21 protein-coding genes and 2 tRNA genes are annotated in these 25,795 nt (G+C 60.8%); 3 read left to right on the forward strand and 20 right to left on the reverse strand.

Annotated features, from left to right (window positions below; all coding sequences use genetic code 11):
- Positions 1-26: 26 nt before the first annotated feature.
- The 9 genes from A462_RS04190 to leuC all read right to left on the reverse strand — a co-directional run bounded on the left by A462_RS04190 (position 27) and on the right by leuC (position 10,990).
- On the reverse strand, positions 27-659 hold the full coding sequence (locus tag A462_RS04190) for a phosphoribosylanthranilate isomerase (protein WP_003212673.1): 633 nt from the start codon (positions 657-659) through the stop codon (positions 27-29).
- 63 nt (positions 660-722) lie between these two features.
- Positions 723-1,547 (reverse strand): tRNA pseudouridine(38-40) synthase TruA, encoded by an 825-nt coding sequence (gene truA, locus A462_RS04185; protein ID WP_003212671.1) that lies wholly within the window; start codon positions 1,545-1,547, stop codon positions 723-725.
- Between the two features lie 156 nt (positions 1,548-1,703).
- The gene (locus A462_RS04180) at positions 1,704-4,274 is read right to left on the reverse strand and encodes a FimV/HubP family polar landmark protein (RefSeq protein ID WP_008438746.1); all 2,571 of its coding nucleotides are present in this window, start codon (positions 4,272-4,274) and stop codon (positions 1,704-1,706) included.
- A 160-nt stretch (positions 4,275-4,434) separates the two neighbouring features.
- Complete coding sequence (locus A462_RS04175; protein ID WP_008438747.1) at positions 4,435-5,445, reverse strand: aspartate-semialdehyde dehydrogenase; 1,011 nt, start codon at positions 5,443-5,445, stop codon at positions 4,435-4,437.
- Between the two features lie 248 nt (positions 5,446-5,693).
- The gene (asd, locus tag A462_RS04170) at positions 5,694-6,806 is read right to left on the reverse strand and encodes an aspartate-semialdehyde dehydrogenase (protein WP_008438748.1); all 1,113 of its coding nucleotides are present in this window, start codon (positions 6,804-6,806) and stop codon (positions 5,694-5,696) included.
- Between the two features lie 64 nt (positions 6,807-6,870).
- Entirely contained in the window at positions 6,871-7,953 is a 1,083-nt protein-coding gene (leuB, locus tag A462_RS04165; RefSeq protein WP_003212664.1) for a 3-isopropylmalate dehydrogenase, read from the reverse strand.
- Between the two features lie 53 nt (positions 7,954-8,006).
- A complete protein-coding gene (locus A462_RS04160) occupies positions 8,007-8,771 on the reverse strand; it encodes a class I SAM-dependent methyltransferase (RefSeq protein WP_008438756.1) in 765 nt (254 codons plus the stop codon).
- Between the two features lie 145 nt (positions 8,772-8,916).
- Positions 8,917-9,561: a 3-isopropylmalate dehydratase small subunit gene (gene leuD, locus A462_RS04155; protein WP_003212660.1), complete on the reverse strand. Its 645-nt coding sequence runs from the start codon at positions 9,559-9,561 to the stop codon at positions 8,917-8,919.
- Positions 9,562-9,571: 10 nt separating this feature from the next.
- Positions 9,572-10,990, reverse strand: coding sequence for a 3-isopropylmalate dehydratase large subunit (gene leuC, locus A462_RS04150; protein WP_008438759.1), 1,419 nt, complete (start codon positions 10,988-10,990; stop codon positions 9,572-9,574).
- A gap of 145 nt (positions 10,991-11,135) precedes the next feature.
- Here leuC and A462_RS04145 point away from each other — a divergent pair, with 145 nt between their 5' ends.
- Together A462_RS04145 and A462_RS04140 are read left to right on the forward strand one after the other, a co-directional pair.
- A complete protein-coding gene (locus tag A462_RS04145) occupies positions 11,136-12,026 on the forward strand; it encodes a LysR family transcriptional regulator (RefSeq protein ID WP_003212656.1) in 891 nt (296 codons plus the stop codon).
- Between the two features lie 64 nt (positions 12,027-12,090).
- Complete coding sequence (locus A462_RS04140) at positions 12,091-15,396, forward strand: bifunctional diguanylate cyclase/phosphodiesterase (RefSeq protein WP_008438761.1); 3,306 nt, start codon at positions 12,091-12,093, stop codon at positions 15,394-15,396.
- A gap of 110 nt (positions 15,397-15,506) precedes the next feature.
- Here the strand turns inward: A462_RS04140 and A462_RS34110 are convergent, their stop codons facing one another.
- From A462_RS34110 to A462_RS32950, 4 genes are all read right to left on the reverse strand, one after another.
- Positions 15,507-15,800, reverse strand: coding sequence for a hypothetical protein (locus A462_RS34110; RefSeq protein ID WP_008438763.1), 294 nt, complete (start codon positions 15,798-15,800; stop codon positions 15,507-15,509).
- Positions 15,801-15,968: 168 nt separating this feature from the next.
- Entirely contained in the window at positions 15,969-17,933 is a 1,965-nt protein-coding gene (locus A462_RS04135; RefSeq protein ID WP_008438764.1) for a hypothetical protein, read from the reverse strand.
- Between the two features lie 221 nt (positions 17,934-18,154).
- Complete coding sequence (locus A462_RS04130) at positions 18,155-19,123, reverse strand: hypothetical protein (protein ID WP_238544271.1); 969 nt, start codon at positions 19,121-19,123, stop codon at positions 18,155-18,157.
- Positions 19,124-19,187: 64 nt separating this feature from the next.
- Entirely contained in the window at positions 19,188-20,291 is a 1,104-nt protein-coding gene (locus tag A462_RS32950) for a hypothetical protein (protein ID WP_008438766.1), read from the reverse strand.
- A gap of 162 nt (positions 20,292-20,453) precedes the next feature.
- Between A462_RS32950 and A462_RS04125 the strand changes: the two genes are divergently transcribed.
- Entirely contained in the window at positions 20,454-20,726 is a 273-nt protein-coding gene (locus tag A462_RS04125; protein WP_008438767.1) for a hypothetical protein, read from the forward strand.
- Between the two features lie 111 nt (positions 20,727-20,837).
- Here the strand turns inward: A462_RS04125 and A462_RS04120 are convergent, their stop codons facing one another.
- The 7 genes from A462_RS04120 to gltX form a co-directional block, all read right to left on the reverse strand.
- Complete coding sequence (locus A462_RS04120; protein ID WP_003214454.1) at positions 20,838-21,803, reverse strand: tRNA dihydrouridine synthase; 966 nt, start codon at positions 21,801-21,803, stop codon at positions 20,838-20,840.
- Between the two features lie 40 nt (positions 21,804-21,843).
- Positions 21,844-22,293 carry an acyl-CoA thioesterase gene (locus tag A462_RS04115; protein WP_003214456.1) on the reverse strand — a complete coding sequence of 150 codons (450 nt, stop codon included), beginning with the start codon at positions 22,291-22,293 and terminating at the stop codon, positions 21,844-21,846.
- A gap of 50 nt (positions 22,294-22,343) precedes the next feature.
- Positions 22,344-23,177 carry an alpha/beta hydrolase gene (locus tag A462_RS04110; protein WP_008438768.1) on the reverse strand — a complete coding sequence of 278 codons (834 nt, stop codon included), beginning with the start codon at positions 23,175-23,177 and terminating at the stop codon, positions 22,344-22,346.
- 28 nt (positions 23,178-23,205) lie between these two features.
- Complete coding sequence (locus tag A462_RS04105; RefSeq protein WP_008438769.1) at positions 23,206-23,745, reverse strand: TetR/AcrR family transcriptional regulator; 540 nt, start codon at positions 23,743-23,745, stop codon at positions 23,206-23,208.
- Between the two features lie 184 nt (positions 23,746-23,929).
- Positions 23,930-24,005, reverse strand: a tRNA-Glu gene (locus A462_RS04100).
- A 79-nt stretch (positions 24,006-24,084) separates the two neighbouring features.
- A tRNA-Ala gene (locus A462_RS04095) sits at positions 24,085-24,160 on the reverse strand.
- Between the two features lie 147 nt (positions 24,161-24,307).
- Positions 24,308-25,789 (reverse strand): glutamate--tRNA ligase, encoded by a 1,482-nt coding sequence (gene gltX / locus A462_RS04090; RefSeq protein ID WP_003214464.1) that lies wholly within the window; start codon positions 25,787-25,789, stop codon positions 24,308-24,310.
- Between the last annotated feature and the right edge of the window lie 6 nt (positions 25,790-25,795).

Raw genomic sequence — 25,795 nt, forward strand, 5'->3', positions numbered from 1 at the left:
TATGGACGGCGGCAGACTGCCAGCCGTCACATCGTCCCGCTGCTGTCGCGCACGGCCTGCATGAATGCGCGAATCCTTGCGTGATCCTTGATGCCCTTGCCCTGCTCTACCCCGCCGCTGACGTCCACGGCATACGGCCGAACCTGCTGGATGGCACTGGCCACGTTGTCCGGATTCAGGCCGCCCGCGAGGATAATCGGCTTGCTCAACCCTTCGGGAATCAACGACCAGTCAAACGCCTCGCCCGTACCACCGGGAACGCCTTCGACGTAGGTGTCGAGAAGAATCCCGCGAGCCCCGCCATAGGCAGCGCATGCCGCAGCAATATCGTCCCCGGCCTTGACCCGTAGCGCCTTGATGTACGGGCGCTGGTAGCTCTCGCACTCGTCCGGACTCTCATCGCCATGGAACTGCAGCATGTCCAGTTGCACGGCGTCGAGGGTTTCATTGAGCTCGCAGCGGCTGGCGTTGACGAACAACCCCACGGTGGTCACGAACGGCGGCAACGCGGCGATGATCGCCCGCGCCTGCAACACATTCACCGCCCGCGGGCTTTTGGCATAAAACACGAAACCGATGGCATCGGCCCCCGCCTCGACCGCCGCCAACGCGTCTTCTATGCGGGTAATCCCGCAAATCTTGCTGCGAACGGCAGACATGTCGATGAAACCTCAGGGCGTGTCCGGGAAAGTCCCGGATGGTAACAAATGCTTTTGAGGGCGTCAGCCGCCAAGTTCGCTGAAACCTGTGAGGAAGTGTGGCCCGATGAATCGCTGGGGCAATTCGAACTCGTCGCGGTACTCCACATCCACCAGGTACAGGCCGAACGGATGCGCCGTGACGCCGCCGGTACGGCGAATCCGGCTTTCCAGCACTTCCCTGGCCCATTCCACCGGGCGTTCGCCGGTACCGATGGTCATCAGCACCCCGGCGATATTGCGCACCATATGGTGCAGGAACGCGCCGGCGCGGATATCCAGCACGATCATCTTGCCGTGGCGCGTCACCCGCAGGTGATGGACTTCCTTGATCGGCGACTTGGCCTGGCACTGCCCGGCACGGAACGCACTGAAATCGTGGATACCTACAAGATGCTGGGCCGCCTCGGCCATGCGCTCGGCGTCCAGCGGGCGGTGGTTCCAGGTGATTTCTTCGTTGAGATGGGCCGGGCGGATCTGATCGTTGTAGATCACATAGCGATAACGCCGGGCGATGGCCTTGAAGCGCGCGTGAAAGTCCGCCGGCATCACCTTGGCCCAACTGACGCTGACGTCGTGGGGCAAGTTGATATTGGCGCCCATCACCCATGCCTTCATCGAGCGCTCGGCCTGAGTGTCAAAGTGCACCACTTGCCCGCAAGCGTGCACGCCGGCATCGGTCCGCCCGGCGCACATCAGCGACACCGGTGAGTCGGCGACTTTCGACAGGGCCTTCTCCAGGGTTTCCTGCACCGTCGGCACACCGGAGGCCTGGCGTTGCCAGCCACGATAGCGCGAGCCTTTGTATTCCACGCCCAGGGCGATTCTGAAAAAGCCTGCGGCCGCCATTTCGGCGGCCGCGTTATCTATATTTGCCAAGAACTGAGAGCCTGATGAGTTGCGCAAAGGCGGCCATTATAAGGCCGCGCGCCTGGGACGCCATGGGTTTGGTGCCTGGATGGCAAAACGGCAGCCCGAAGGCTGCCGTTGTATTTACCACGCGTATCAAGCCAGCCGGCTGAGCATTTCCTTGGCTTCGCCCTTCTGACCGTCATCGCCTTCCTTGAGCACCTCGCCAAGAATGTCCCGCGCCCCGTCGGCATCGCCCATGTCGATGTAGGCCTGCGCCAGGTCGAGCTTGGTGGCCACTTCGTCGGTACCGGAGAGGAAGTCGAATTCCGGCTCATCGCCACCCAACGCCGCGTCGTCGGCGGTGAAGGACGGTTCGATTGGCGGATGTTCCAGGCTTTGCGACAGGCGATCCAGCTCGGCGTTGACATCATCAAGCTCCGACGCAAACGCGTCCGGCTTGGCCGCTGCGGGCGCCTCGGGCTCGTCGGCCAGGGACAGGTCGAAATCCTCCGGCAGGTCGAGGTCGTCCAGGTCGGCCGGCGTCAGTGTCGGCGGCTCTACCGGCGGCAGGTCCTTCATCTGGTCTTCAAGGCCGGAGAGGAAGTCGTCGTCTGACTGGGTCGACGAGGGTGGATCGAGTTGCAGGTCCAGGTCGAAATCCGAGAGGTCTTCCGCGCTGGCCTTGGCCTCGGCCTGCTGTTGCAGCACCGATTCAAAGCTCAGGTCGTCGTCCGACGTCGGGCGGACCACGGCTGGCGAAGCAGCCTCCAGATCGTCCAGGCTCAGGTCGAAGTCAGTGTCAAACGCGTCCGGCGCAGGCTCAGGTGCAGGCGGTGCCGGGTCGTCCTTGAGCAGGTCCTTGACGTATTGGGCGTCGAGAGCGGCAGCGGCAACGGCAGCGCTGACGCCTGCTGCGAACACGGCCATGGCCGGGAAGCGGCTTTTCAGCTGTTCGACCTGGGCATGGTTGTCGCCATTGGCGACCAACTGGCGCTCCTGGGTGACAAACCCGTCCTTGTTGCCCTGCAAGCCGTGGACTTCCATCAGCTTGAGACGCAGGTCACTGCGGGCGGGCTCTTGCTTGATTGCATCTTCCAGCACTTCCGCAGCCTGGTTCAGGTGGCCACGGTCGATATGCGACTGGGCTTGCGCCAGGGCGTCGGTCGGACGCTGCACAGCAACAGGTGCGACCACCGGCGCAATCACCGGGGCAACCACCGCCGCTGGAGCTGGAGCTGGAGCTGGAGCTGGAGCTGGAGCCAGCTTGACGTTCGGCGGCGGTACATCAAGGCCTTCGAAACTGTCAGATGGCAGATCGTGATCAATGTTCGGCGCAAATTCCGGCTCTTCAGCCAGGGCCCGTGCCATGCGCAGGTGCTTTTCTTCTTCAAGGCGCGCATTGCGATGACGGGCCCACAGCAGCAGAAGCAACAGCACCAGCAAACCCGCTGCGCCGCCGATCACACCCAGCACGATCGGGTTGGTCAGCAGGTCGTTGAATTTACCTTCAGTGCTGGCAGGCGCCGCATCCGGCTTGACCGGGGTCTCGACCGGCGCAGCCGCGGGGGTTGCTGCCGGAGCTGCCGCTGCCGGCGCCGCCGGTTGTGTAGCCAGCTCGGCCGGCATCGCCGCCGTTGCAGCAGGCTGCGCCGCAGCGCCACCCGGGGTCTGCAACTTGGCCAGCTGGTTGTTCTTGAGCTCAATCAGCCGCTGCAGCTTGTCCAGCTGACTTTGCAGGTCAGCCATGCGGCTTTTCAGTTCTTCATTCTCGCGGCGGGTCGAATCCAGGCTTTCCTGAGTCACTGCCAGCTTGTTGTTCAAGGCCCGGCTGTCGCGCGCCGCGCCCTTCCCGCCCTTCTTCGCCGCTTCGGCCGAGACCAGGCTCAAATTGTCCTTGGTATTGGTCTGCGACGGCGCATTACCCGCCTGGGTACGCTTGGTCGCGTCCAGCTGCGCCTTGCCGGCGAGCTGATTGCCGCCACGGCGGCCCTCGCGCCACGCCGCGTTTTGCGCCGTCACTTCAGCAATCGCCTCGGGCTGCGGCAGGCTGGTGCTTTGCCCCGAATCCGGCAGGCGCAGGACCTGGCCGGTTTTCATGCGGTTGATGTTGCCGTCGATAAAGGCGTCAGGGTTCAGCGCCTGAATGGCCAGCATGGTCTGCTGCACCGAGGCGCCATTGCGGTTTTTCGCGGCGATTTCCCACAAGGTGTCACGGGAAGTCGTGGTGTGTTCCTTGGCCTTGGTGACTGCCGGAGCCGTCGTCGCAGGCGCACTCAAGCGTGGCGCGGGTGCAGGTGCACCGGCGGCCGGGGTCGACTGGTCGAACTTGGCCGGGTCCAGCAACACGCTGTAGTCGCGCATCAGGCGACCGTTGGGCCATTGCACCTGCAGCAGGAAACGCACGTAGGAATCCGGCAGCGGCTTGCTGGAGGTGACACGCACCACACTGCGGCCGTTGGGATTGACCACCGGGGTAAAGGTCAGGTCGTTCAGGAACGCCTGGCGATCGACGCCCGCATCCACAAAGGCCTGGGACGACGCGAGGCTGGGGGTGATCTCGGAGGCGGTCAGGCCACCGACATCGAGCAACTCGATTTCCACCGACAGCGGCTGGTTCAGCTTCGACTTGAGGGTCATCTCCCCAAGCTGCAGTGCTTGCGCCATACCGGAGGACAGCGCCGAGGCGGCCGCTATTGCTAACACCAGTTTGCGAACTTGAACCATAGCCTCATCCTTTTTGAACACTCCCCGGCCGGCGAGAAGGTGGGTAACCGCTGCCATTAGGCATGGCGAGCCGATAGGTCACCGACGCGCAATTTTTCCAGCTTGGGGCCAAGCATAGCGCTTGGCTAGAATCAATCTACAAATTGCCGCCAAGTATCTTTTACACAAGGCCTTTTATCAACAACTGCGCCAGCTGTACGGCGTTCAGTGCCGCCCCTTTGCGTACGTTATCTGACGCCAGCCACATATTTAGTTCCGCGGGGTCATCAATACCGGCACGAACCCGGCCCACGTAGACCACGTCCTGACCGACCGCATCGCCCACAGCCGTGGGGTAATCGCCCTCTTCCACCAACTCGACACCCGGTGCCGAGTCCAGGGCACGGTTGACGGCAGCGAGATCCACCGCTGCCCCCAATTGCAGTGACACAGTCAGGCTATCGCCAAAAAACACCGGGGCTTGAACGCAAGTGACGGAAATCTTTAGCAAAGGCATTTCCAGCACGGCGCGCAATTCGTGCACCAGGCGTTTTTCCAGGGCGGTGTGGCCTTGCGCGTCAGGCTTGCCGACCTGGGCCAGCAGGTTAAAGGCCATTTGCCGGTCGAAGAACTTCGGCTCCAGCGGGCGCACATTCAACAACTCGGCGGTCTGCCGGGCGAGTTCGCTGACAGCCTCACGGCCCTGGGCGGAAACGGCGAGGTTGGCGGTGACGTTGACGCGCTGAATGTCCAGCAAGCCGCGCAGTGGCGCCAGCACCACGGCCAGGGCAGTGGCCGACGGGCTTGGGCTGCTGACCTGATAAGGTTTTTTCAGGCCATCGAGGATCTGCGCGTTGGCTTCCGGCACTACCTGCGGCGCCTGATCGGCCGGCAAGGCGCCGGACAAGTCGATCAGGGTGCAGCCCGCAGCGGTGGCGCGCGGGGCAAAACTCAAGGTGACCGCAGGGCCGGCGGCGAAGAACACCAGTTGGACTTTGCTGAAATCGAATTCATCAACTTCCCGCACCCGCACGTTCTTGCCACGAAACGGCACCGAATGCCCGGCCGACTCGCTGCTGGCCAACAGGTGCAGGCTGCCTACCGGGAAGTCCTGCTCTTCGAGGATCTGCACCAGGGTTTCGCCAACGGTGCCGGTGGCGCCGATCACGGCAATATCAAAGGTCTGGGTCATGGGGGCTGCCTCGGGCATTGCGGGGGGAGCGGCACTTTACCGGGTGGCTGGGGGTGAGGCAATTAACCTGGGGGTTGTGGTGTGGCTGATGGCCTCTTCGCGAGCAAGCCCGCTCCCACATTCGAGCGAGTTTCTTCAGTTGAAATGCGATCAAATGTGGGAGCGGGCTTGCTCGCGAAGAGGCCCGAGCGCGCAATAAAAAACCCGCGCCTGTCACCAGAACGCGGGTTTCTTATTACCAGCAGCGATTACCGCTCCAGCAAGATCCGCAGCATGCGACGCAACGGCTCAGCCGCGCCCCACAGCAGTTGGTCGCCGACGGTGAACGCGCCCAGGTACTGCGTCCCCATGTTCAGCTTGCGCAGACGGCCAACCGGCACATTCAGGGTACCGGTCACCTTGTTCGGGCTAAGTTCCTGGATGCTGACATCACGGTTGTTCGGCACCAGCTTGACCCAAGGGTTGTGCTGGCTGATCAGCCCTTCGATATCGGCGATCGGCACGTCTTTGTTCAGCTTGATGGTCAACGCCTGGCTGTGGCAACGCATGGCGCCGATGCGCACGCAGATACCGTCCACCGGGATCGGGCTCTTGAAGCGACCGAGGATCTTGTTGGTCTCGGCCTGGGCCTTCCACTCTTCACGGCTCTGGCCGTTAGGCAGTTCCTTGTCGATCCACGGGATCAGGCTGCCGGCCAATGGCACACCGAAGTTTTCGGTCGGGTAGGCCTCGCTGCGCATGGCCTCGGCCACACGGCGGTCGATGTCGAGGATCGCGCTGGCCGGGTCAGCCAGTTGATCGGCGACAGCGGCGTGGGTCGCGCCCATCTGCTTGATCAGTTCACGCATGTTCTGCGCGCCGGCACCGGAGGCCGCCTGATAGGTCATGGCGCTCATCCACTCCACCAGGCCGGCTTCGAACAAGCCGCCCAGGCCCATCAGCATCAGGCTGACGGTGCAGTTGCCGCCGATGTAGTTCCTGGTGCCCGCGTCCAGTTGCTGGTCGATCACCTTGCGGTTGACCGGGTCCAGCACGATCACCGCGTCATCCTGCATGCGCAGGCTGGAAGCGGCGTCGATCCAGTAACCCTGCCAGCCGGCTTCGCGCAGCTTGGGGAAGACTTCGCTGGTGTAGTCGCCACCCTGGCAGGTCAGAATGACGTCGAGGGTCTTCAGTTCTTCAATGTTGTAGGCGTCCTTGAGCGGAGCAATGTCCTTGCCCACGGACGGCCCTTGACCACCTACATTGGAGGTGGTGAAAAACACCGGCTCAATAAGATCGAAATCCTGCTCTTCCAGCATCCGCTGCATGAGCACGGAACCGACCATACCGCGCCAACCGATCAGACCTACACGTTTCATCGCAACTACACCTTGTTCAAAAGTGGGCCGCCTTGCAGCAACATCTGCAAGCGGGCCCGAGAGATTACAGATTCCGCAGCGCGGCGACTACTGCGTCGCCCATTTCTTGCGTACCGACCTTGGTGCAACCCTGGGACCAGATGTCGCCAGTGCGCAGGCCCTGGTCGAGCACCAGGCTCACGGCCTGCTCGATGGCATCCGCGGCATCGGTCAGGTTGAAGCTGTAACGCAGCATCATCGACACCGACAAAATGGTCGCCAACGGGTTGGCAATGCCCTGCCCGGCGATGTCCGGCGCCGAACCGTGGCACGGCTCGTACATGCCCTTGTTGTTGGCATCCAGGGAGGCCGACGGCAGCATGCCGATGGAACCGGTGAGCATCGAGGCCTGGTCGGACAGGATGTCGCCGAACAGGTTGTCGGTGACGATCACGTCGAACTGCTTCGGTGCACGCACCAGCTGCATGGCGGCGTTGTCGACGTACATGTGGCTCAGCTCGACGTCCGGGTAGTCCTTGGCGACTTCCTCGACGATTTCACGCCACAGCTGGCTGGACGCCAATACGTTGGCCTTGTCCACCGAGCAGACCTTCTTGCCACGCACACGGGCCATGTCGAAACCGACACGGGCGATACGGCGGATTTCACTCTCGCTGTACGGCAGGGTGTCGTAGGCCTGACGCTCGCCATTTTCCAACTCGCGCACGCCCCGTGGCGAGCCGAAGTAGATACCGCCGGTCAGTTCGCGGACGATCAGGATGTCCAGGCCCGCGACGATTTCCGGCTTCAGGCTGGAAGCGTCCGCCAGTTGCGGGTAAAGGATCGCCGGGCGCAGGTTGCCGAACAGGCCCAGTTGCGCACGGATCTTCAGCAGGCCGCGCTCAGGGCGGATGTCACGCTCGATCTTGTCCCACTTCGGGCCACCCACGGCGCCCAGCAGCACGGCGTCGGCTGCGCGGGCACGCTCCAGGGTTTCGTCGGCCAGAGGCACGCCGTGCTTGTCGATGGCCGCGCCGCCGATCACGTCGTGGCTCAGTTCGAAGCCCAGGCTGTACTTGGCGTTGGCCACTTCCAGCACCTTGACCGCTTCGGCCATGATTTCCGGACCAATGCCGTCGCCAGGGAGAATCAGAATCTGCTTGCTCATGGGTTCCTCATTTCATCAAGCGACCCGCCCGTGGGCAGGTCGGGAAAAATTAATCAGCGTTCGGCCCACACCACCAGCACGTCGGTGCTGAAGGTGCCGTCGGCTTGAATCTCGAAGTAATCGCGCACTTCCTGGCCCATTGCCTTTTGCAGCTCCAGGATCGCGGCACGCAATACCTCTGGGGTGCGCATGCGCTCGACCCACGAGGTGTATTCCAGGCGCAGGCGCTGGCGGCTGCTGTTGCGCACATGCAAACCGGCTTCGCTGAGCTGGCGCATCCACTCGCCGGCGGAATAGTCACGCACGTGGCTGGTGTCGCGCAGCACTTCGACGGTTTGCAGGTAAGTGTCCAACAGCGGGCTGCCCGGTGACAAGACGTCCACGAAAGCGGCCACGCCACCCGGCTTGAGCACCCGGCGCACTTCACGCAGGGCCAGGCCCAGGTCGCTCCAATGGTGCGCCGAGTAGCGGCTGAACACGAAGTCGAATTCGCCATCGGCAAACGGCAGGCGCTCGGCGGCGCCGTGCACGGTGCGGATGTTGCCCAGGCCACGGTCCACGGCCGCGGCGGCGACCACGTCAAGCATCTGCTGGGACAGGTCGTACGCCACCACTTCCTTGACCAACGGTGCCACGTTGAAACTCACATGACCGGCGCCGCAACCCAGGTCCAGCAGTCGTGCAGCGCCCTGCCCGGCCAGTTCGGCCTGGAGCAGCGCGAATTCGGTGCCTTGAGCATGTACTGCGCTGCTCAGGTAGGCCGAGGCCTGTTCGCCGAATTGCTTTTGCACGACTTGGGTGTGGGCGGTGCTGGTCATGATGATGTCCCTGGTTTTGTGTTGCTGTTGCTGGCCCTTTCGCGAGCAAGCCCGCTCCCACATTCGACCGAGTTCCTTCAGTTGAAATGCAATCAAATGTGGGAGCGGGCTTGCTCGCGAAGGGGCCAGTCCGGTCTACATGGAATCAAGCGTCGCGAAACAACCAAGGCTGGCTGGCCCGGTGTTTGGTTTCAAACGCTGCAATCGCATCGCCGTCCTGCAAGGTCAGGCCGATATCGTCCAGGCCATTGATCAGGCAGTGCTTGCGGAAGGCGTCCACTTCAAAGTGATACACCTTGCCGTCCGGACGGGTCACGGTCTGCGCCGCCAGGTCGATGGTCAACTGGTAGCCCACATCGGCTTCCACCTGCTGGAACAACTCATCCACTTCGGCATCGCTCAAGATGATCGGCAGCAAGCCGTTCTTGAAGCTGTTGTTGAAGAAGATGTCGGCGTAGCTCGGCGCGATGATGCTGCGAAAGCCATATTCTTCCAGGGCCCACGGCGCGTGCTCACGGCTGGAGCCGCAACCGAAGTTTTCCCGGGCGAGCAACACGCTGGCACCCTGGTAACGCTCGGCGTTGAGCACAAAGTCCTTGTTCAGCGGGCGCTTGGAGTTGTCCTGGTAGGCGTAGCCCACGTCCAGGTAGCGCCACTCGTCGAACAGGTTCGGGCCAAAACCGGTGCGCTTGATCGATTTCAAGAACTGCTTGGGAATGATCTGGTCGGTGTCCACGTTGGCACGGTCCAACGGCGCGACTAAACCGGTGTGTTGAGTAAAAGCTTTCATCGGGTATTCCTCAGATCAATTCGCGAACGTCGATGAAACGACCGTTGACGGCAGCCGCAGCAGCCATGGCCGGGCTGACGAGGTGGGTACGGCCACCGGCGCCCTGACGCCCTTCGAAGTTACGGTTGGAGGTGGACGCGCAATGCTCGCCCGACTCCAAACGGTCCGGGTTCATCGCCAGGCACATCGAGCAGCCCGGCTCGCGCCATTCAAAACCGGCTTCGAGGAAGATCTTGTCGAGGCCTTCGGCTTCAGCCTGGGCCTTGACCAGGCCCGAACCTGGCACCACGATCGCCTGCTTGATGGTCGAGGCGACTTTGCGGCCCTTGGCGATCACCGCCGCAGCGCGCAAATCCTCGATCCGCGAGTTGGTGCAGGAGCCGATGAATACGCGATCCAGCTGGATGTCGGTAATCGCCTGATTGGCTTTCAAGCCCATGTACTTCAAGGCGCGCTCAATGGAACCACGCTTGACCAGGTCGGTTTCCTTGGCCGGGTCCGGCACGTTCTGGTCAACGGCCAACACCATTTCCGGCGAAGTGCCCCAGCTGACTTGCGGCTTGATCTGGGCGGCATCGAGAGTAACCACGGTGTCGAACACCGCATCGGCGTCGGAAACCAGGTCTTTCCAGGCTTCGACAGCGGCGTCCCAATCAGCACCGGCAGGTGCGAACGGGCGACCCTTGACGTAGGCAATGGTCTTTTCGTCCGCCGCCACCATGCCCACGCGGGCACCGGCTTCGATGGACATGTTGCAGATGGTCATGCGGCCTTCGATGGACAGGTCGCGAATCGCGCTGCCGGCGAATTCGATGGCGTGGCCGTTACCGCCGGCAGTGCCGATCTTGCCGATCACGGCGAGGACGATGTCCTTGGCAGTGACGCCGAAAGGCAACTCACCTTCCACCGACACCAACATGTTCTTCATTTTCTTGGCGACGAGGCACTGGGTGGCGAATACGTGCTCCACCTCGGAAGTGCCGATGCCATGCGCCAACGCGCCAAACGCCCCGTGGGTAGAGGTGTGGGAGTCACCGCAGACCACGGTCATGCCAGGCAAGGTGGCGCCCTGCTCCGGGCCGATCACGTGGACAATGCCCTGGCGCACGTCATTCATCTTGAATTCGGTGATGCCATATTCGTCGCAGTAATCATCGAGGGTCTGCACCTGGAGGCGCGACACGGTGTCGACGATGGCGTCGATCCCGCCTTTACGCTCCGGGGTGGTCGGCACGTTGTGGTCCGGGGTGGCGATGATCGAGTCGACGCGCCAAGGCTTGCGCCCGGCCAGTCGCAGGCCTTCGAACGCTTGGGGCGAGGTCACTTCATGGATGATGTGACGGTCGATGTAGATCAGCGACGACCCATCATCGCGCCGTTTCACTTCATGGGAATCCCAAAGCTTGTCGTAAAGCGTTTTGCCGGCCATCACGCGGTCCTCATCAGGTGTTTCTATGCCCCGGGCCTTGAACGATTCAATAACCCTTTGGCTTGTGAGGCTGATGGTATGGCGCTACATTAAATAACTCAAATTCATATTTTTTATGCTTTGGATTACCAACTGGAATAGCACAATGGACCTGGCCAACCTCAATGCCTTTATCGCCATCGCCGAGACCGGCAGCTTCTCCGGTGCCGGTGAACGCCTGCACCTGACCCAACCGGCCATCAGCAAGCGCATCGCCGGCCTGGAGCAACAATTAAAGGTGCGCCTGTTCGACCGGCTGGGGCGTGAAGTCGGCCTCACCGAAGCCGGACGGGCGCTGCTGCCCCGGGCGTATCAGATTCTCAATGTACTGGACGACACCCGCCGCGCCCTGACCAACCTCACCGGCGAAGTCAGCGGGCGCCTGACGCTGGCCACCAGCCATCACATCGGCCTGCACCGCTTGCCACCGGTCCTGCGCACGTTCACCCGGGAATACCCGAATGTCGCGCTGGACATTCAGTTTCTCGATTCGGAAGTGGCCTACGAAGAAATCCTCCATGGCCGCGCCGAAGTGGCCGTGATCACCCTGGCGCCGGAACCCCACACGCTGGTGCGGGCCACCCCGGTGTGGGACGACCCACTGGATTTCGTGGTGGCGCCGGAACACAGCCTGATCAGCAACGGCAGCGTCAGCCTGGCGGACATCGCCCGGCACCCGGCGGTGTTTCCCGGCGGCAACACCTTTACCCACCATATCGTGCAGCGGCTGTTCGAGGCCCAGGGCCTGACGCCAAACATCGCCATGAGCACCAACTACCTGGAAACCATCAAGATGATGGTCTCCATTGGCCTTGCCTGGAGCGTGTTGCCGCGCACCATGCTCGATGACCAGGTGGCACGCATCGCTTTGCCGGGCATACAGCTCAGTCGCCAGCTAGGCTATATCGTGCACACCGAAAGGACGCTGTCGAACGCTGCGCGGGCTTTCATGAGCCTATTGGATGCACAGGTCGATCTGCCAGGGAATCAGGCTTGAATCGCCGTGGCCCGTAGACCGTGGAACCCGCGCCGAACGCCCATCGAGCCAAGGCCCTTTGATAATGCGCAACCCCGTCGATACCGTGCCACCCCTGCCCCGCATCTACGCCCTGGACCCACAGGAGGCGGAGCAAAGCTGGGACAGCGCGCCGCAACTGCTGGCGGCGCTCAACGCTGCCCGGCTGGGCGCCTGGAGCTGGGAAATCGATACCGGCCGGATCAGCTGGTCCCGAGGCACTCAGGCCCTGTTCGGCTTCGACCCGCGCCAGCCGCTGCCTGAAGACCTGGAGTACCTGGACCTGCTGGCCCCCGAGGACCGCGCCAAGGTGGTCCGGGCCTTTCATGCGGTGCTGGCCGGCGAACCCGCTGTCCAGGCCATGCACCACCGTATCCAATGGCCCGATGGCAGCCTGCACTGGCTGGAAATCAACGGCAGCCTGCTACCGGACAAGGCCGGGCGTCGGCGAATGATCGGGGTGATCCGCGAAATCACCCACCAGCGCGAGCGCGAACACGCCCTCAGCCATTCGGAAAAGCGCTTCGCCACCCTGTTCCATTTGTGCCCGCTGATGGTCCTGCTGACCCGCCAGGCGGACGGCCTGATCAGCGAAGCCAACCAGTATTTCGAGAGCCTGTTCGGCTGGCCGTTGGCCGATGCCATTGGCCGCAGCACATTGGAGCTGGGCCTCTGGGTACACCCCGAACAACGCGCGCATCTGGTCAAGGCCACCCAGCGCAAAGGCGCCCCCATCACCATGGAAGTGCAGTTTCGCGCCAGCAACGGGCAGGTCCACGATGGCACCCTCAGCGCCCAGAAAGTCGAGCTGGACGGCGAGGACTACCTGATCAGCACCTTCCTCGACACCACCGAGCGCAAGAATGCCGAGCAGGCCCTCAAGGACAGCCAGGAACGCCTGGACCTGGCCCTGGACTCGGCGCAACTGGGCACCTGGGACTGGCACATCCCCAGCGGCATGCTCTATGGCTCGGCCCGCGCCGCCCAACTGCACGGGCTGGAACCCCAACCGTTCCACGAATCCTTCGAGGCCTTCTTTGAAGGCATGCCCCAGGAAGAGCGCGAGAGCATGCGCAACGCCTACCGCACCCTGCGCGAAGGCCCGGCGGGCAACTACCAACTGACCTACCGCGTGCAACTGGAAGACGGCAGTTCGCGCTACCTGGAAAGCCGCGCCCGCCTGTATCGCGATGACACGGGCGTACCGTTGCGAATGGCCGGGACCCTGCTCGACATCACCGACCAGGTTGAACGTGAGCAGCGCCTGATCGCATCCGAAGAAAAATTCGCCAGCCTGTTCCTCGCCAGCCCCGACCCGATCTGCGTGACGCGCCTGGAGACCGGCCAGTTTATCGAGATCAACCCGGCCTTCACCCAGACCTTCGGCTGGACCGCCGCCGAGGTGCTCAACAACAACGCCGAGCAGATCGGCTTGTGGGAGGAGTCCAGCCAACGCCTGCAGCGCATCGAGCAGGTGATCCGCGAACAATCCCTGAGCAACGTGGCAATCACCGTTCATCACAAGAACGGCCAGACCCTGAACTGTGTGATATCCAGCCGCCTGATCCAGGTCAGCGACCAACCCTGCATCGTCACCACCCTGCGGGACATCACCCAACAACAACGCTCGGAAGCGGCGCTCAAGGCCAGCGAAGAGAAGTTCGCCAAGGCCTTTCATTCCAGCCCCGATGCGGTGTCGATCACCGAGCGCGATACCGGGCGCTACGTGGAGGTCAATGACGGTTTCTGCCGCCTCACCGGCTACCGCGCCGAAGAAGCGATCGGCCTGACGCTGTACCAGATCGGCATCTGGGCCGATGAAAACCAGCGCGCGGCGTTATTGGCCGAGTTGCAGATCAAGGGCCGCATTCATCACCTGGAAATGCTCTGGCACAACAAGCGCGGTGAAGTGCTGGCGGTTGAAGTGTCGGTGGAGCCCATCACCCTCAATGAAACCCCCTGCCTTTTGCTGACCGCCCGGGACGTCAGCCTGCTGAAAAACGCCCAGGCGCAGATTCGCCACCTGGCCTATCACGACCCCCTGACCAACCTGCCCAACCGCGCCCTGTTGATGGACCGCCTGAGCCAGCAGATCGCCCTGCTCAAGCGCCACAACCTGCGGGGCGCCCTGCTGTTTCTTGACCTGGACCACTTCAAGCACATCAACGATTCCCTCGGCCACCCGGTCGGCGACACGGTGCTGAAGATCGTCACTGCACGCCTCGAAGCCAGTGTGCGCATGGAAGACACCGTGGCACGCCTGGGCGGCGATGAGTTTGTGGTGCTGCTCAGCGGCCTGGAAGGCACGCGCCCGCAAGTCAGCACTCAGGTCCAGGAGCTGGCCGATACCCTGCGCGAACTGTTATCCGAACCGATGTTCCTGGATGGCCACCGCCTGCAAGTCACCCCGAGCATCGGCGTGGCGCTGATCCCCGATCACGGCTCAACCCCGGCAGATTTGCTCAAGCGCGCCGACATCGCCCTGTACCGGGCCAAGGATTCAGGGCGCAACACCATCCAGATGTTCCACAACAGCATGCAGAAAACCGCCAGCGAGCGGCTGCGCATGGAAACCGACCTGCGCCTGGCCCTGGCCCGCGGCGAGTTCAGCGTGCATTACCAACCCCAGGTGGATGCGCGCGGCAACACCATCGTCGGCGCCGAGGCCCTGGTGCGCTGGCAACATCCGCAGTTGGGCGCACAGTCCCCGACGGAATTCATCAAGGTCCTGGAAGACAGCGGCCTGATCCTTGAAGTGGGCACCTGGATCCTCGACGAAGCCTGCAGCACCTTCGCGCAGTTGATTGCCGAGGGGCTGGTAGACCCGCTGAACTTCAGCCTGTGCGTCAACATCAGCCCGCGGCAGTTTCGCCAGAATGATTTTGTCGAACGGGTAGAACGCAGCCTGCGCACCCACCACCTGCCTTATACCCTGCTGAAGCTGGAAATCACCGAAGGCATCGTGATCCAGAATCTGGACGACACCATCAGCAAAATGCGCCGCCTGAAAAAGCTCGGCGTGAGTTTTGCGATGGATGATTTCGGCACCGGCTATTCGTCGCTGACCTACCTCAAGCGCCTGCCGGTGGATGCGCTGAAGATCGACCAGTCGTTTGTGCGCGACGCCACCCATGACCCCAACGATGCGGAGATCATCCGCGCCATTGTGGCCATGGCGCGCAGCTTGAACCTGGACGTCATTGCCGAAGGAGTGGAAACCCCTGAGCAACTGGCGTTTTTGCAGGGGCTTGGGTGTCATTTGTATCAGGGGTATCTGCACAGTCGGCCCTTGCCGGTGGAAGGGTTCAGGCAGGTACTGAAGCGAATGCCCCAGGCCACTTCATCGGAATAAGTTGCACCGGATTTTCCTGATGGGCAGCTGCTTTTTGAGCCTGTAGGTTCAAGTGCTTTCCATTTTCGGGCACACCTACCATGCAGGATGCAAAGCACTCCCCGGCGCTGCTAGGCGGCGCGACGCGTATGCCTGCGGTGCAACGGATGGTTGCCGCATTGTTTGGCCGTCTCCCCTACCGTCACCCATTGATGGTAGGCCTCGTTGAGGTGACGTGCATGGCCGTTGTCCGCCAGGGACAACATGCCGAACAACTGGTCGCGATCATTGTTTCCCCAGCTGCCGTCGAGATCAATAGGGGAAGGACCCGCATGGAAAGCCGGCTCGAGATAACCGGCGCCAGGGTTGATGGACACCATGGGAGCAGACAGGGCATACAGCCAATGCTGTTGAATTTCATCCATGACCAGGAGGTTCCAAGAGTCGATGAGAGTAGCCGAGGCCAACTACGTATGCGGACACAGATTGCAAGGCATATGCAGCCGGCCACCATCGGACTTGTCTTTTCTGCGCGCAGAAAAAAGACCACGAGATCTCGTGGCCTGTGTTTCTCAAACTTTGCACCTTTGAACCTAAACCAGCGTTAGCGCGGTGCCCTCTTCATCCATCCAGCTTGATGATTTCAGTGGGTGTTTATACCCGTAATCATCAAAAGCCCCATCAACGACGACAACAGAATGCATGAAGTTCGCCAACGTGCCGGTTGCACCATCTGCCAGCGCCTGGACGCTGCTGCTTCGGGTAAAGGCGAACAAACCCAGACGCCGCAGTGCATCACCGGGGGTCTCGCCATCATTGAGCGTACTCATCGCCGCTTCAAAGCTCTCGCCGGCACGAAACTCGTGGTTCTCCATTTGCGCCCGCTTGGCGCTGACGGCGTACAGGAAATTCGCATCCTTGAGCAGGCCGGCGTCGGTGCCTTTGAAATTCGAGTGTTCCCGGGCTGTTTTCAGTTCTGCATGGGTCAAGCTGACCTTGCTGGAATCGCGCATCGTCACGGTGTAACCGTCGCGGGTCTCGGTGATGTTTTTATAGATGCCCCGGGGACTTTGCCCATACTTCATCATCGCCGCCTTGATCGCCGATACCGTGACACAGTTCCCCTCGACGCCTTGATAGAATCCACGCCAGATATCCCCAGGCTTGACCCCGACCGGCACATTGGAAATAGGCAGGGGCCGCGAGCTTGAACCAACGGGCACTCCGTCCGGTACCTCCTCGGCGAGCATGTAGCCATAAGATTTGACGATCGATGGCTTGTCACCATTGCTGTGCTGCAGGCCATCCAGTACCAAGGCACTCGAATAGCCAAAAGTACTGACCACCCCGACCGCGCCCTGCTCCTGCATCTTGGCGGGTGGCACGATGCGCAAGAAGCCAGTCATGCCCAAGCCCTTCAACACGCGGTATTCCGTATCGCCTTTGAGCGTGTTCGATAAAACCTTTTCAAACGATGCCCCAGGGTCCTGGTCACCGCGGGTCATCTGCTTGCGCTTCGTGTACGCCGCCAGCATGAAGTTGGCCTGCTTCACCGCGTCGGGGTTGTTCCCAGCGAAACGCGAGGCCGTGGTCGCTTGCTGCAACTCTTGCAGGGAAAAATGCAGTTCGAAACCGTCCTTCATCGTGATGTCATAACCGTCTCCCGCCGGGGTGACTTTCTCGAACATATCCGTGGCGTCTGGACCAAACCTCATCATCATCATTTTTATGACGCAGGCATGGCTGCTGCCATCAACAACCTCACCGAATCCTCGCTCGGCCGCGTTAAATCCGCTGAGAATGTCAACGGGCTTGCGGCCACGCCGGGTGGACGGCGTATCGACGTGGGGAACATCGACCGGAGCAACCGGCACATCTCGCTTGACCGGCTTAGCCGTTTGCCCCTCCTTGTCCAGCACGTAGACGTAGGGACGGTCGGGGCGATATTGACGGTCAAACCGATGCGCCACCCCATCCCGAATCAACGCGGCACCGAAGTTATGCGCCTCCATGACGCCGACGGAGTTCCTGCCGACGAGTTGCTCCGAAGGGATCTGCTGCATAAACCGGCCCATGCCCATGCCCTTGAGCAGGTTCGATGCAGTCTCACCCTGTAAGGACGTGGTCAAGGCCGCGTTAAAGCTGCTGCTGATACGGCTGTCGGAGCTGGACAATTGTTTGCGCTTGATGAAGACAGCCAATGCGAAATTCGCGTTTTCCACTGTATTGGCATCACCACCGACAAATCTCGACGCTGAGGCAGTGCCATGCACTTCATGATCGGAAACATGCAACTTATACCCGTCTTTCAGCGTAACGTCATACCCCGAGCCAACGCGCTTTACTTCATCAAATAGATCAGCGCGCGCAGGACCGAAGGTCGATATCATCATCTGGATAACAGCAGAATGGCTGCTCGTATCAAAATGCTCACCGAACTGTCGCTCGGTAGAATTCAAAGTACTTACACTGTCGACGGATTTATTTTCACCCCCGTATACACGCGCAGGATGATGGACCGCCGTACTCATTGCATAACCCGTATTCATCGTAATCATGGAGCACTCCTTTAAAGGGCGAACACACAATAGCCCGTGGTAAACGCTGCCACCTGCACGTTGCGTTCAGGCATAAAAAGAAAGTGCATGAACACGGCATACAGTATTTTCTGCACGCGATGAACTGCACTCAGTCAGATAATAAGTTCAACAAGATCTAGTTATAGATTTAACGTGTTGCGCAGCAACAATCATCTTCTTATTGTTTTATGGACGGCCCGTTAGCCAACCAATGCAATAGCCCGTCCAAACCGCGGTCTTCCCGCTTTAGTCCCATACATCTCCTCACACCCATCAACCACTGCTACAGAGTGCCTGCTCCTGTTGACCATACCGATCAATGATTTATCAGCAAACGCACTGACCGGAACTTCTTTCATATGCTGGCGCAAGCCCAGACGCTTGAAGCCTTCCCCGGGCCCCGTTTCGTCCTCACCGTCGTTGAGGCTGTTTATCGCGGATTGAAAGCTCCTGCCTGCAGTCCCGTCATTGTTTTCCAGCATCGCTCGCTTGGCGCTGACGGCAAATAGAAAGTGCGCATCCTTGAGCATGCCGGGATCGCGCATCGGGACAAACTTCGAGCCACGCCTGGCCTGGGCCAATTCATCCTTGCTCAAATCCAGCGCGTACCCGTCACGCATGACAATGTGATAGCCATCACCCTTGGCTTGAACAGACTTGAAGATATCGGTCGGGCTTTGACCGAACTTCGCCATCGCCGCCTTGATCGCCGAAATGGTCACGCAATTACCGTCAGGGCCCTGGCGAAAACCGTTCCATATATTTGCCGGCTTGGCGCCGTTGCGCTTATCGGACAGATCAGGAAGCGGCTGCGGTGTTGGATCCGGCAGGGGTGCATCCGGCTTGGGCAGCACTGCCGGCGGGGGCGCAGGCGTTACCTTGGTCGCAACTGTATTCGCCAGTTCCTTGCCCGCCAGCAGGCCTTGCAACTGTGTAAAAAACTGGGTGAACAGTTCGAGGAGCTTTGCTAACAGCGGGGTGTCGCTGGCTGTGTTCCCAACGGTACTTTGATCGTTATCACCGAACGATGAGAGGACTTGGTTATTAACGAATACCGGCTGCACGGGAACCGATCGTCCTGGTGTGTTGCCGGTTTGCGAATGTTGATAATAGTTTCTGACCGCGCCCGCATTATTGATTTCTGAACAAGACATATAACCATCCTTCATCAAGGGCACCCCGACGTTTTTTATCGGGAGCGCCTTGTTGAAAAAAACTGAGGAAGTGGCCGACTTACCTGCTTATCCGGCGGCCGGGATTAAACCGCCAGTCGTTGTCGAACGCTCGACGCCTGCCGCTGGTTTCGAACTCAAAGAAATCCTCAGACGGCCCTGGCGAAGTGATGTCCGGCTCCGGCTTATCCGGCTTCGGAGCATCTGGTTTAGGCGCATCCGGCTTCGGTGGGACCGGAGCGTCTGGCTTCGGCGGGACCGGTGCATCGGGCTTCGGTGGGACTGGCACGTCCGGCTTCGGCGGAACCGGCGCATCGGGCTTCGGCGGAACCGGTGCATCGGGCTTCGGCGGGACCGGTGCATCGGGCTTMGGCGGRACYGGCACGTCYGGCTTCGGCGGGACCGGTGCATCGGGCTTMGGCGGAACYGGCACGTCYGGCTTCGGCGGGACCGGTGCATCGGGCTTAGGCGGGACCGGCTTCGTTGCATCCGGGTGAGGGCAATGGCAGTTCATCACTTGGACCGTGACGTTCACGTCGGAACTGCTCCGGGCGTTCGGCTGCACGTCCTTGCCCGATGCGGGGTCTGGCCTGCGGGGCTCTGGCAGGGGTTTAGGCGTTACCTTAACCTCGGAACTCGGGACCGCTGGATTGTTTGCTGGCTTGTCTTTCTGTACTGACACCTCAGGGTTGGTCCCGGACTTGTCCTTGAGTGCAGTGTTCAATGCCGGCGAGTTGGTCTCGGCTTTGTCCTTGGCTACAGTGTTCGGCACTTGCGAGTCAGTCCCCGCCTTGTCCTTGGCCGCAGTGTCCGGCACATTCGATTTACTGTCCGCCTTATCCTTCACCGGAGTATCGCTACTCTTTTCGGGTTTAGGCAGCGGGCCAGCATCGGGTACCAACTTGGGCATCCCGCCCTGTCCGGACAGCATGTTCCGTATGGCCTTGAATGCATATTCAAACAACTCGAACAACTTCTCGAGTGCATCCTTGTTGAAGGTGACGGTTCCATCCGTCACTACGGCGGGATTGTTTTTCAATACTGTGCCGGGCGTATTCGCCCGGATTTCGCCGGCGCTCTTGTCGACAGACTTTGGCAGGTCTGCATTCTGCTGATTGAAGTCATTAGTCAAGCGAGGGAAATTATTGACCGACAAATTAGACATAAACAAATCCTTATTCAGTGATTGCCAAAACTCCTTCAGCGGTCTGCAAACAGACCGTCCAGGTTCTGGACTGGAAACAAACCCGAGTGCTGCACACTCCCTACTTTCGTGGGTGTTGCGAGCATCGGGTTCCGAAAATCGGCCTTCACATAAGGAAATCAAATGAAAATAGAGACTTTATCCTATGGACTTTCCGTAAAACATCATGCTTACCCGGTGGTCGCCGTGGGCAAAATGGATATATCAGGCAACAGTCAGCCGTTAAGGCAAATTGATGAAATCACTCACCCACGCCAGTCATTCATATCTGTGTTATTGCGCGCGCCCCTCATACTCCAACTAAAAAAACTTAAAAAATATGCGCCGCTGACACCGCAAGACTCTGTAGCAAACAAGAAACTTGCTCACATATATAAAGCAATCAAAAAGCTCTAGTCACGTGCCCACAAACACTCGCTGTTAACGATCCGTGGCCTTATTTCAAGCAAAAAAAAGGGCGCCCACGGCACCCTTTCCTACTGAATTGAAACGCTTATATATATGTACTCAATTTTGCAGCGCAACCGAATCAGGCACCCCTAACAATCGTCCTACCTGCTCCAGGTCGGTTTCCCGCCGCATCAGCGTAAATAGTTCAACTGCTTCGGGATAGTTGCGGGTCAGCATCGCCAGCCATTGCTTCAAGCGTCCCGGCGCCTGGCGCTCGGTCAATTGCTCAACGGATTGCCGCCAGAATTCCTGGAGCATGGGTTGCATCTGCGCCCAAGTCATCTCGACCACCTCTTCCCCGGCCCGCGCGGCAGCAATCTGCCGGGCCAGGTCGGGACGAGCCACCAGGCCGCGACCGAGCATGATGTCTTCGACACCACTGATTTCGCGACACCGCCGCCAGTCTTCAACGCTCCAGATATCACCGTTGGCGAACACTGGCACCTTGACCACCTCTTGCACACGCGGGATCCACTCCCAGTGCGCCGGAGGTTTGTAGCCGTCAGCCTTGGTGCGGGCATGCACCACGATATGCGCTGCGCCGCCTTCGGCCAGGGCCGTGGCGCACACCAGGGCACCGTCGGGGCTGTCGAAGCCCAGGCGCATCTTGGCCGTGACGGGAATATGTGCCGGCACCGCACGCCGTACGTGTTCGACGATCTGGTTAAGCAGCTCCGGCTCCTTGAGCAGCACCGCACCGCCACGGGACTTGTTCACGGTCTTGGCCGGGCAACCGAAGTTGAGGTCAACCACCTGAGAGCCCAGCTCACACGCCAGGGCGGCGTTTTCCGCCAAACACACCGGGTCTGAACCGAGTAACTGCACACGCAGCGGCACGCCGGCAGCGGTCTTGGCACCGTGCAGCAACTCAGGGGCGAGTTTGTGGAAATAGGCAGGCGTCAGCAGGCGGTCGTTGACCCGGATGAACTCGGTCACGCACCAATCAATACCACCGACCCGGGTCAGCACGTCCCGCAGGATGTTGTCGACCAACCCCTCCATGGGCGCCAAAGCAATTTGCATGGAAAACACTCAACGAAAAACGTGGCGCAGTTTACTGGTTTCAGACGCTGGCAGGTAATTCGCCTTGCAGCGCAGGGCCATAACCCTCAAGAAATTCCGACGGCATGCGCTTGGGCTTGCCGCTGGACAGTTCGATGCAGACAAAGGTGGTTTGCGCTCGCAGCAAGGTAGCGCCATCACGCGGGCGTACCAGCTGGAAGCGTCGGGTCATTTTCAGGCGCTGGTCCCAGTCGACGATCCAGGTCGCCAACTGCAGCTCATCGCCTTCGTAACCGGCGGCGAGGTAATCGATCTCATGACGCACCACGGCCATCGCGCGATCCAGCCTGCGGTACTCGCTAAGGTCCAACCCCAAGCGCTGGGAATGGCGCCAGGCGCAGCGTTCGAGCCAGGACACGTAAACGGCGTTGTTGGCGTGCCCCAGACCGTCGATGTCGTCGGCACCGACCTGCAGATCAATGATAAACGGCGTTGCCAAATCCCAGCCCATGGGGTGCTCCCGGTCGATTAATGTCGGCGGCGAGCAGTGTAACCCATGGCTCAGGCGGTTTGGCGCTCCGGCATGTGGCGGCCGGCCAGCAGCGCCAGCACGCCCTCGATCACACGCGGATCCGCCAGCACTTTCTGGTGCCCGCCCTGCTCCAGGCGCAGCAGGCGGCTGTCGAACCAGGCGTCATGGATGACCTGGCAAGCCTTGACCGAGACGAAGGTATCGTCTTCGGCATGCACGATCAGGCCCGGGATATTCATTTGATAGTGGGCGACATCGAGGTGCTTGAGGGGCATGCCCATCGTCAGCTCGACCTCCTGGATAAACGCCGAACGCGCTCGCGCCGGCAAACCGACCATGCCGGCAAAGCCGCGCAGTACGTCGAGAAACCGCGAGGGTGCGGCGATGCTGACCAACGCCTTGGTGCGCAAGCCCAACTGCACCGCCAACATCGCGCTGGCCCCACCCATGGAGTGACCGACAACCGCATGCAGCGGTGGCAGTTCGGCAGCCGCTTCCAGCATGGCGCGGGCAAACAGCAGCACATGGGCTTCGCGCCCCGGCGAACGCCCGTGGGCCGGGCCGTCCAGCGCAACCACCGAATAACCCGCGTCCACCAATGCGCTGATCAGGCTGGCGAATTGCGTCGGGCGCCCTTCCCAGCCGTGCATCAACAGCACCGCAGGGCCCTGGCCCCACTTCAGCGCCGACAGGCCGAAACGCAAAGTGATGCGCTCGGACTGCGCCAGCAGCGGCAGCTCCCAATCACGGGGCGGCAAATCGCGAGGCGTCATGAACACCCGACGCATCTTGCTAGCCACCGTTTGCGGCGCCAGCCGGCCCAAGGTGCCATTGACGCCACGAATCCATTTCAACGTGCCCATCGCTCATCCCTCAGGCCAGAAGCCGTTCTTAACGCACTGCGGACTTGGCCGCACGCAATACACGATCCGATAACTCACCCGGGCCCAGGGCGCGGGCCAGCGACAAGCCACCGATCATCAGTGCCATGTCGGCCAGGGCCTTGTCGGTGTCTTCCGGTCTGGCGGCCAGCTGTGCCGCCATCAGTTCGCAGTGTTCGTTCAAGGCCTGACGGAACTCATCCGGCAGGCGGCTCATTTCGCCCACGGTGGACGGGATCGGGCACGCCTGGCTGGTGGAGTCACGGTGTTTACGCGACAGGTAGAACGCTGCGACCAGCGCGCGACGCTCTTCACCGGTCAGCGAGGAGTCCATGTCATCGACGGCGGCGCGACGCCGGGCCAGCAACTCGGTGAAGGCCTCCAGCATCAGTGCGTCCTTGCTTTCAAAGTGCGCGTAGAAACCGCCGACGGTAAGCCCCGCCGCGCCCATGACTTCGCCCACACTCGGCTCGGCCGGGCCGCGTTGTACCAGGGCGGCGCCGGCAGCTTGCAGAATGCGTTCGCGGGTTTGCGCTTTTTTATCGTTCATCGTTGCCTCCGAATCTCATGCTTCGAATATTATTACCATAATAATATTTCGCAAGCCACAGGCATGACCATTGGTCAGAAGAACATTCAGGGAAAAAGGAAGGAGGATTGGCTAAACGCCAGACAAACAAAAGGGCCATTCAATAATTGAATGACCCTTAAAAATCCCGCAGAGCGGGTAATCGTGGCGTCCCCTAGGGGACTCGAACCCCTGTTACCGCCGTGAAAGGGCGGTGTCCTAGGCCACTAGACGAAGGGGACACAAACCTTCTRTACAACGTGATCAGGCTGAGWCTGATCGAATTCAAGGACGGTGTGGCCRGACCTTGAACCTGTAAATTGGTGGAGCTAAACGGGATCGAACCGTTGACCTCTTGCATGCCATGCAAGCGCTCTCCCAGCTGAGCTATAGCCCCTCATCGGTGAGGACGGGGCGAATCTTAATGGCGTATTCGAAACGTGTCAAATTTATTTTCAACAATTTTCAAAATTTTTTGCCGAGATAACAATCACTTACCGAGCAAACCCCGGAAAACCGGGGTTTGGCCGTTACAACGGCGTGCTTAAGCGATAGCGCCCAGCAGCTTTTCCCATTCCTTGTTTTCTTTCTTCGACACACCACCAAGCAAATCAAGGGCTTGGCGCAGACGGAAGCGAGTCAGGTCCGGGCCCAGAATTTCCATCGCATCGAGCACCGACACCGAACTCGCCTGCCCGGTGATCGCGGCAAACATCAGCGGCATCGCATCGCGCAATTTCAATTCCAGGGATTCAACCACCGCCTGGATAGTCGCGGTAATCGCATCCTTCTCCCACTGGCGCAGGCTTTCGAGCTTCCACAGGATCAACTGCATTAACTGGCGAACCTGGTCACCCGAGAGTTTCTTCGACTCAAACAGCTTCACGTCCGGGTTCACGCCACCGGCAAAGAAGAAACTCGCCAACGGTGCGACCTGGCTGAAGGTCTCCACCCTGCCCTGCACCAGCGGCGCGATCTTCATCATGTACTCGGGGTTCAACGCCCACTGCTGCACGCGGCTGGCGAACTCTTCCACCGGCAGGTCACGCAGCCACTGGCCGTTGAGCCACGACAGCTTCTCGATGTCGAAGATCGGCCCACCCAGGGACACACGGGACAGGTCGAAGTTATCGACCATTTCCTGCAACGAGAACTTCTCGCGCTCGTCCGGCATCGACCAGCCCATGCGGCCCAGGTAGTTGAGCATCGCTTCGGGCATGAAGCCCATGCGCTCGTAGAAGGTCACCGAGGTCGGGTTCTTGCGCTTGGACAGCTTGCTCTTGTCCGGGTTACGCAGCAGCGGCATGTAGCACAGCTGCGGTTGTTCCCAGCCGAAGTACTCGTACAGCAGGATCAGTTTCGGCGCCGATGGCAGCCACTCTTCGCCACGCAGTACGTGGGTGATGCCCATCAAGTGGTCGTCCACCACGTTGGCCAGGAAGTACGTCGGCAGGCCGTCGGTCTTCATCAGCACTTGCATGTCCATGCGGTCCCACGGGATCTCGACGTCACCGCGCAACATGTCCGGCACCACGCACACGCCTTCGCTCGGCACCTTCATGCGGATAACGTGCGGTTCGCCGGCAGCCAGGCGCCGGGCCACTTCTTCCTTCGACAGCAGCAGTGCGCGGCCGTCATAGCGCGGGGTTTCACCACGGGCCTGTTGCTCGGCACGCATCTGGTCCAGCTCTTCGGCGGTGCAGAAGCACGGGAAGGCGTGGCCCATGTCGACCAGTTGCTGGGTGTACTGCTTGTAGATGTCGCTGCGCTCGCTCTGGCGATACGGGCCGTGGGGGCCGCCGACGTCCGGGCCTTCAGCCCAGGTAATGCCCAACCAGCGCAGGGCATCGAAAATCTGCTGTTCCGACTCGCGCGTGGAGCGCAGTTGATCGGTGTCTTCGATCCGCAGGATGAATTCACCGCCATGCTGCTTGGCAAAGCAGTAGTTGAACAAGGCGATGTAAGCAGTACCTACGTGGGGATCCCCAGTAGGCGATGGCGCGATGCGCGTGCGGACGGTGGTCATGGCGGG

The sequence above is a fragment of the Pseudomonas sp. Ag1 genome, from assembly GCF_000278565.1.
Classification (GTDB): domain Bacteria; phylum Pseudomonadota; class Gammaproteobacteria; order Pseudomonadales; family Pseudomonadaceae; genus Aquipseudomonas.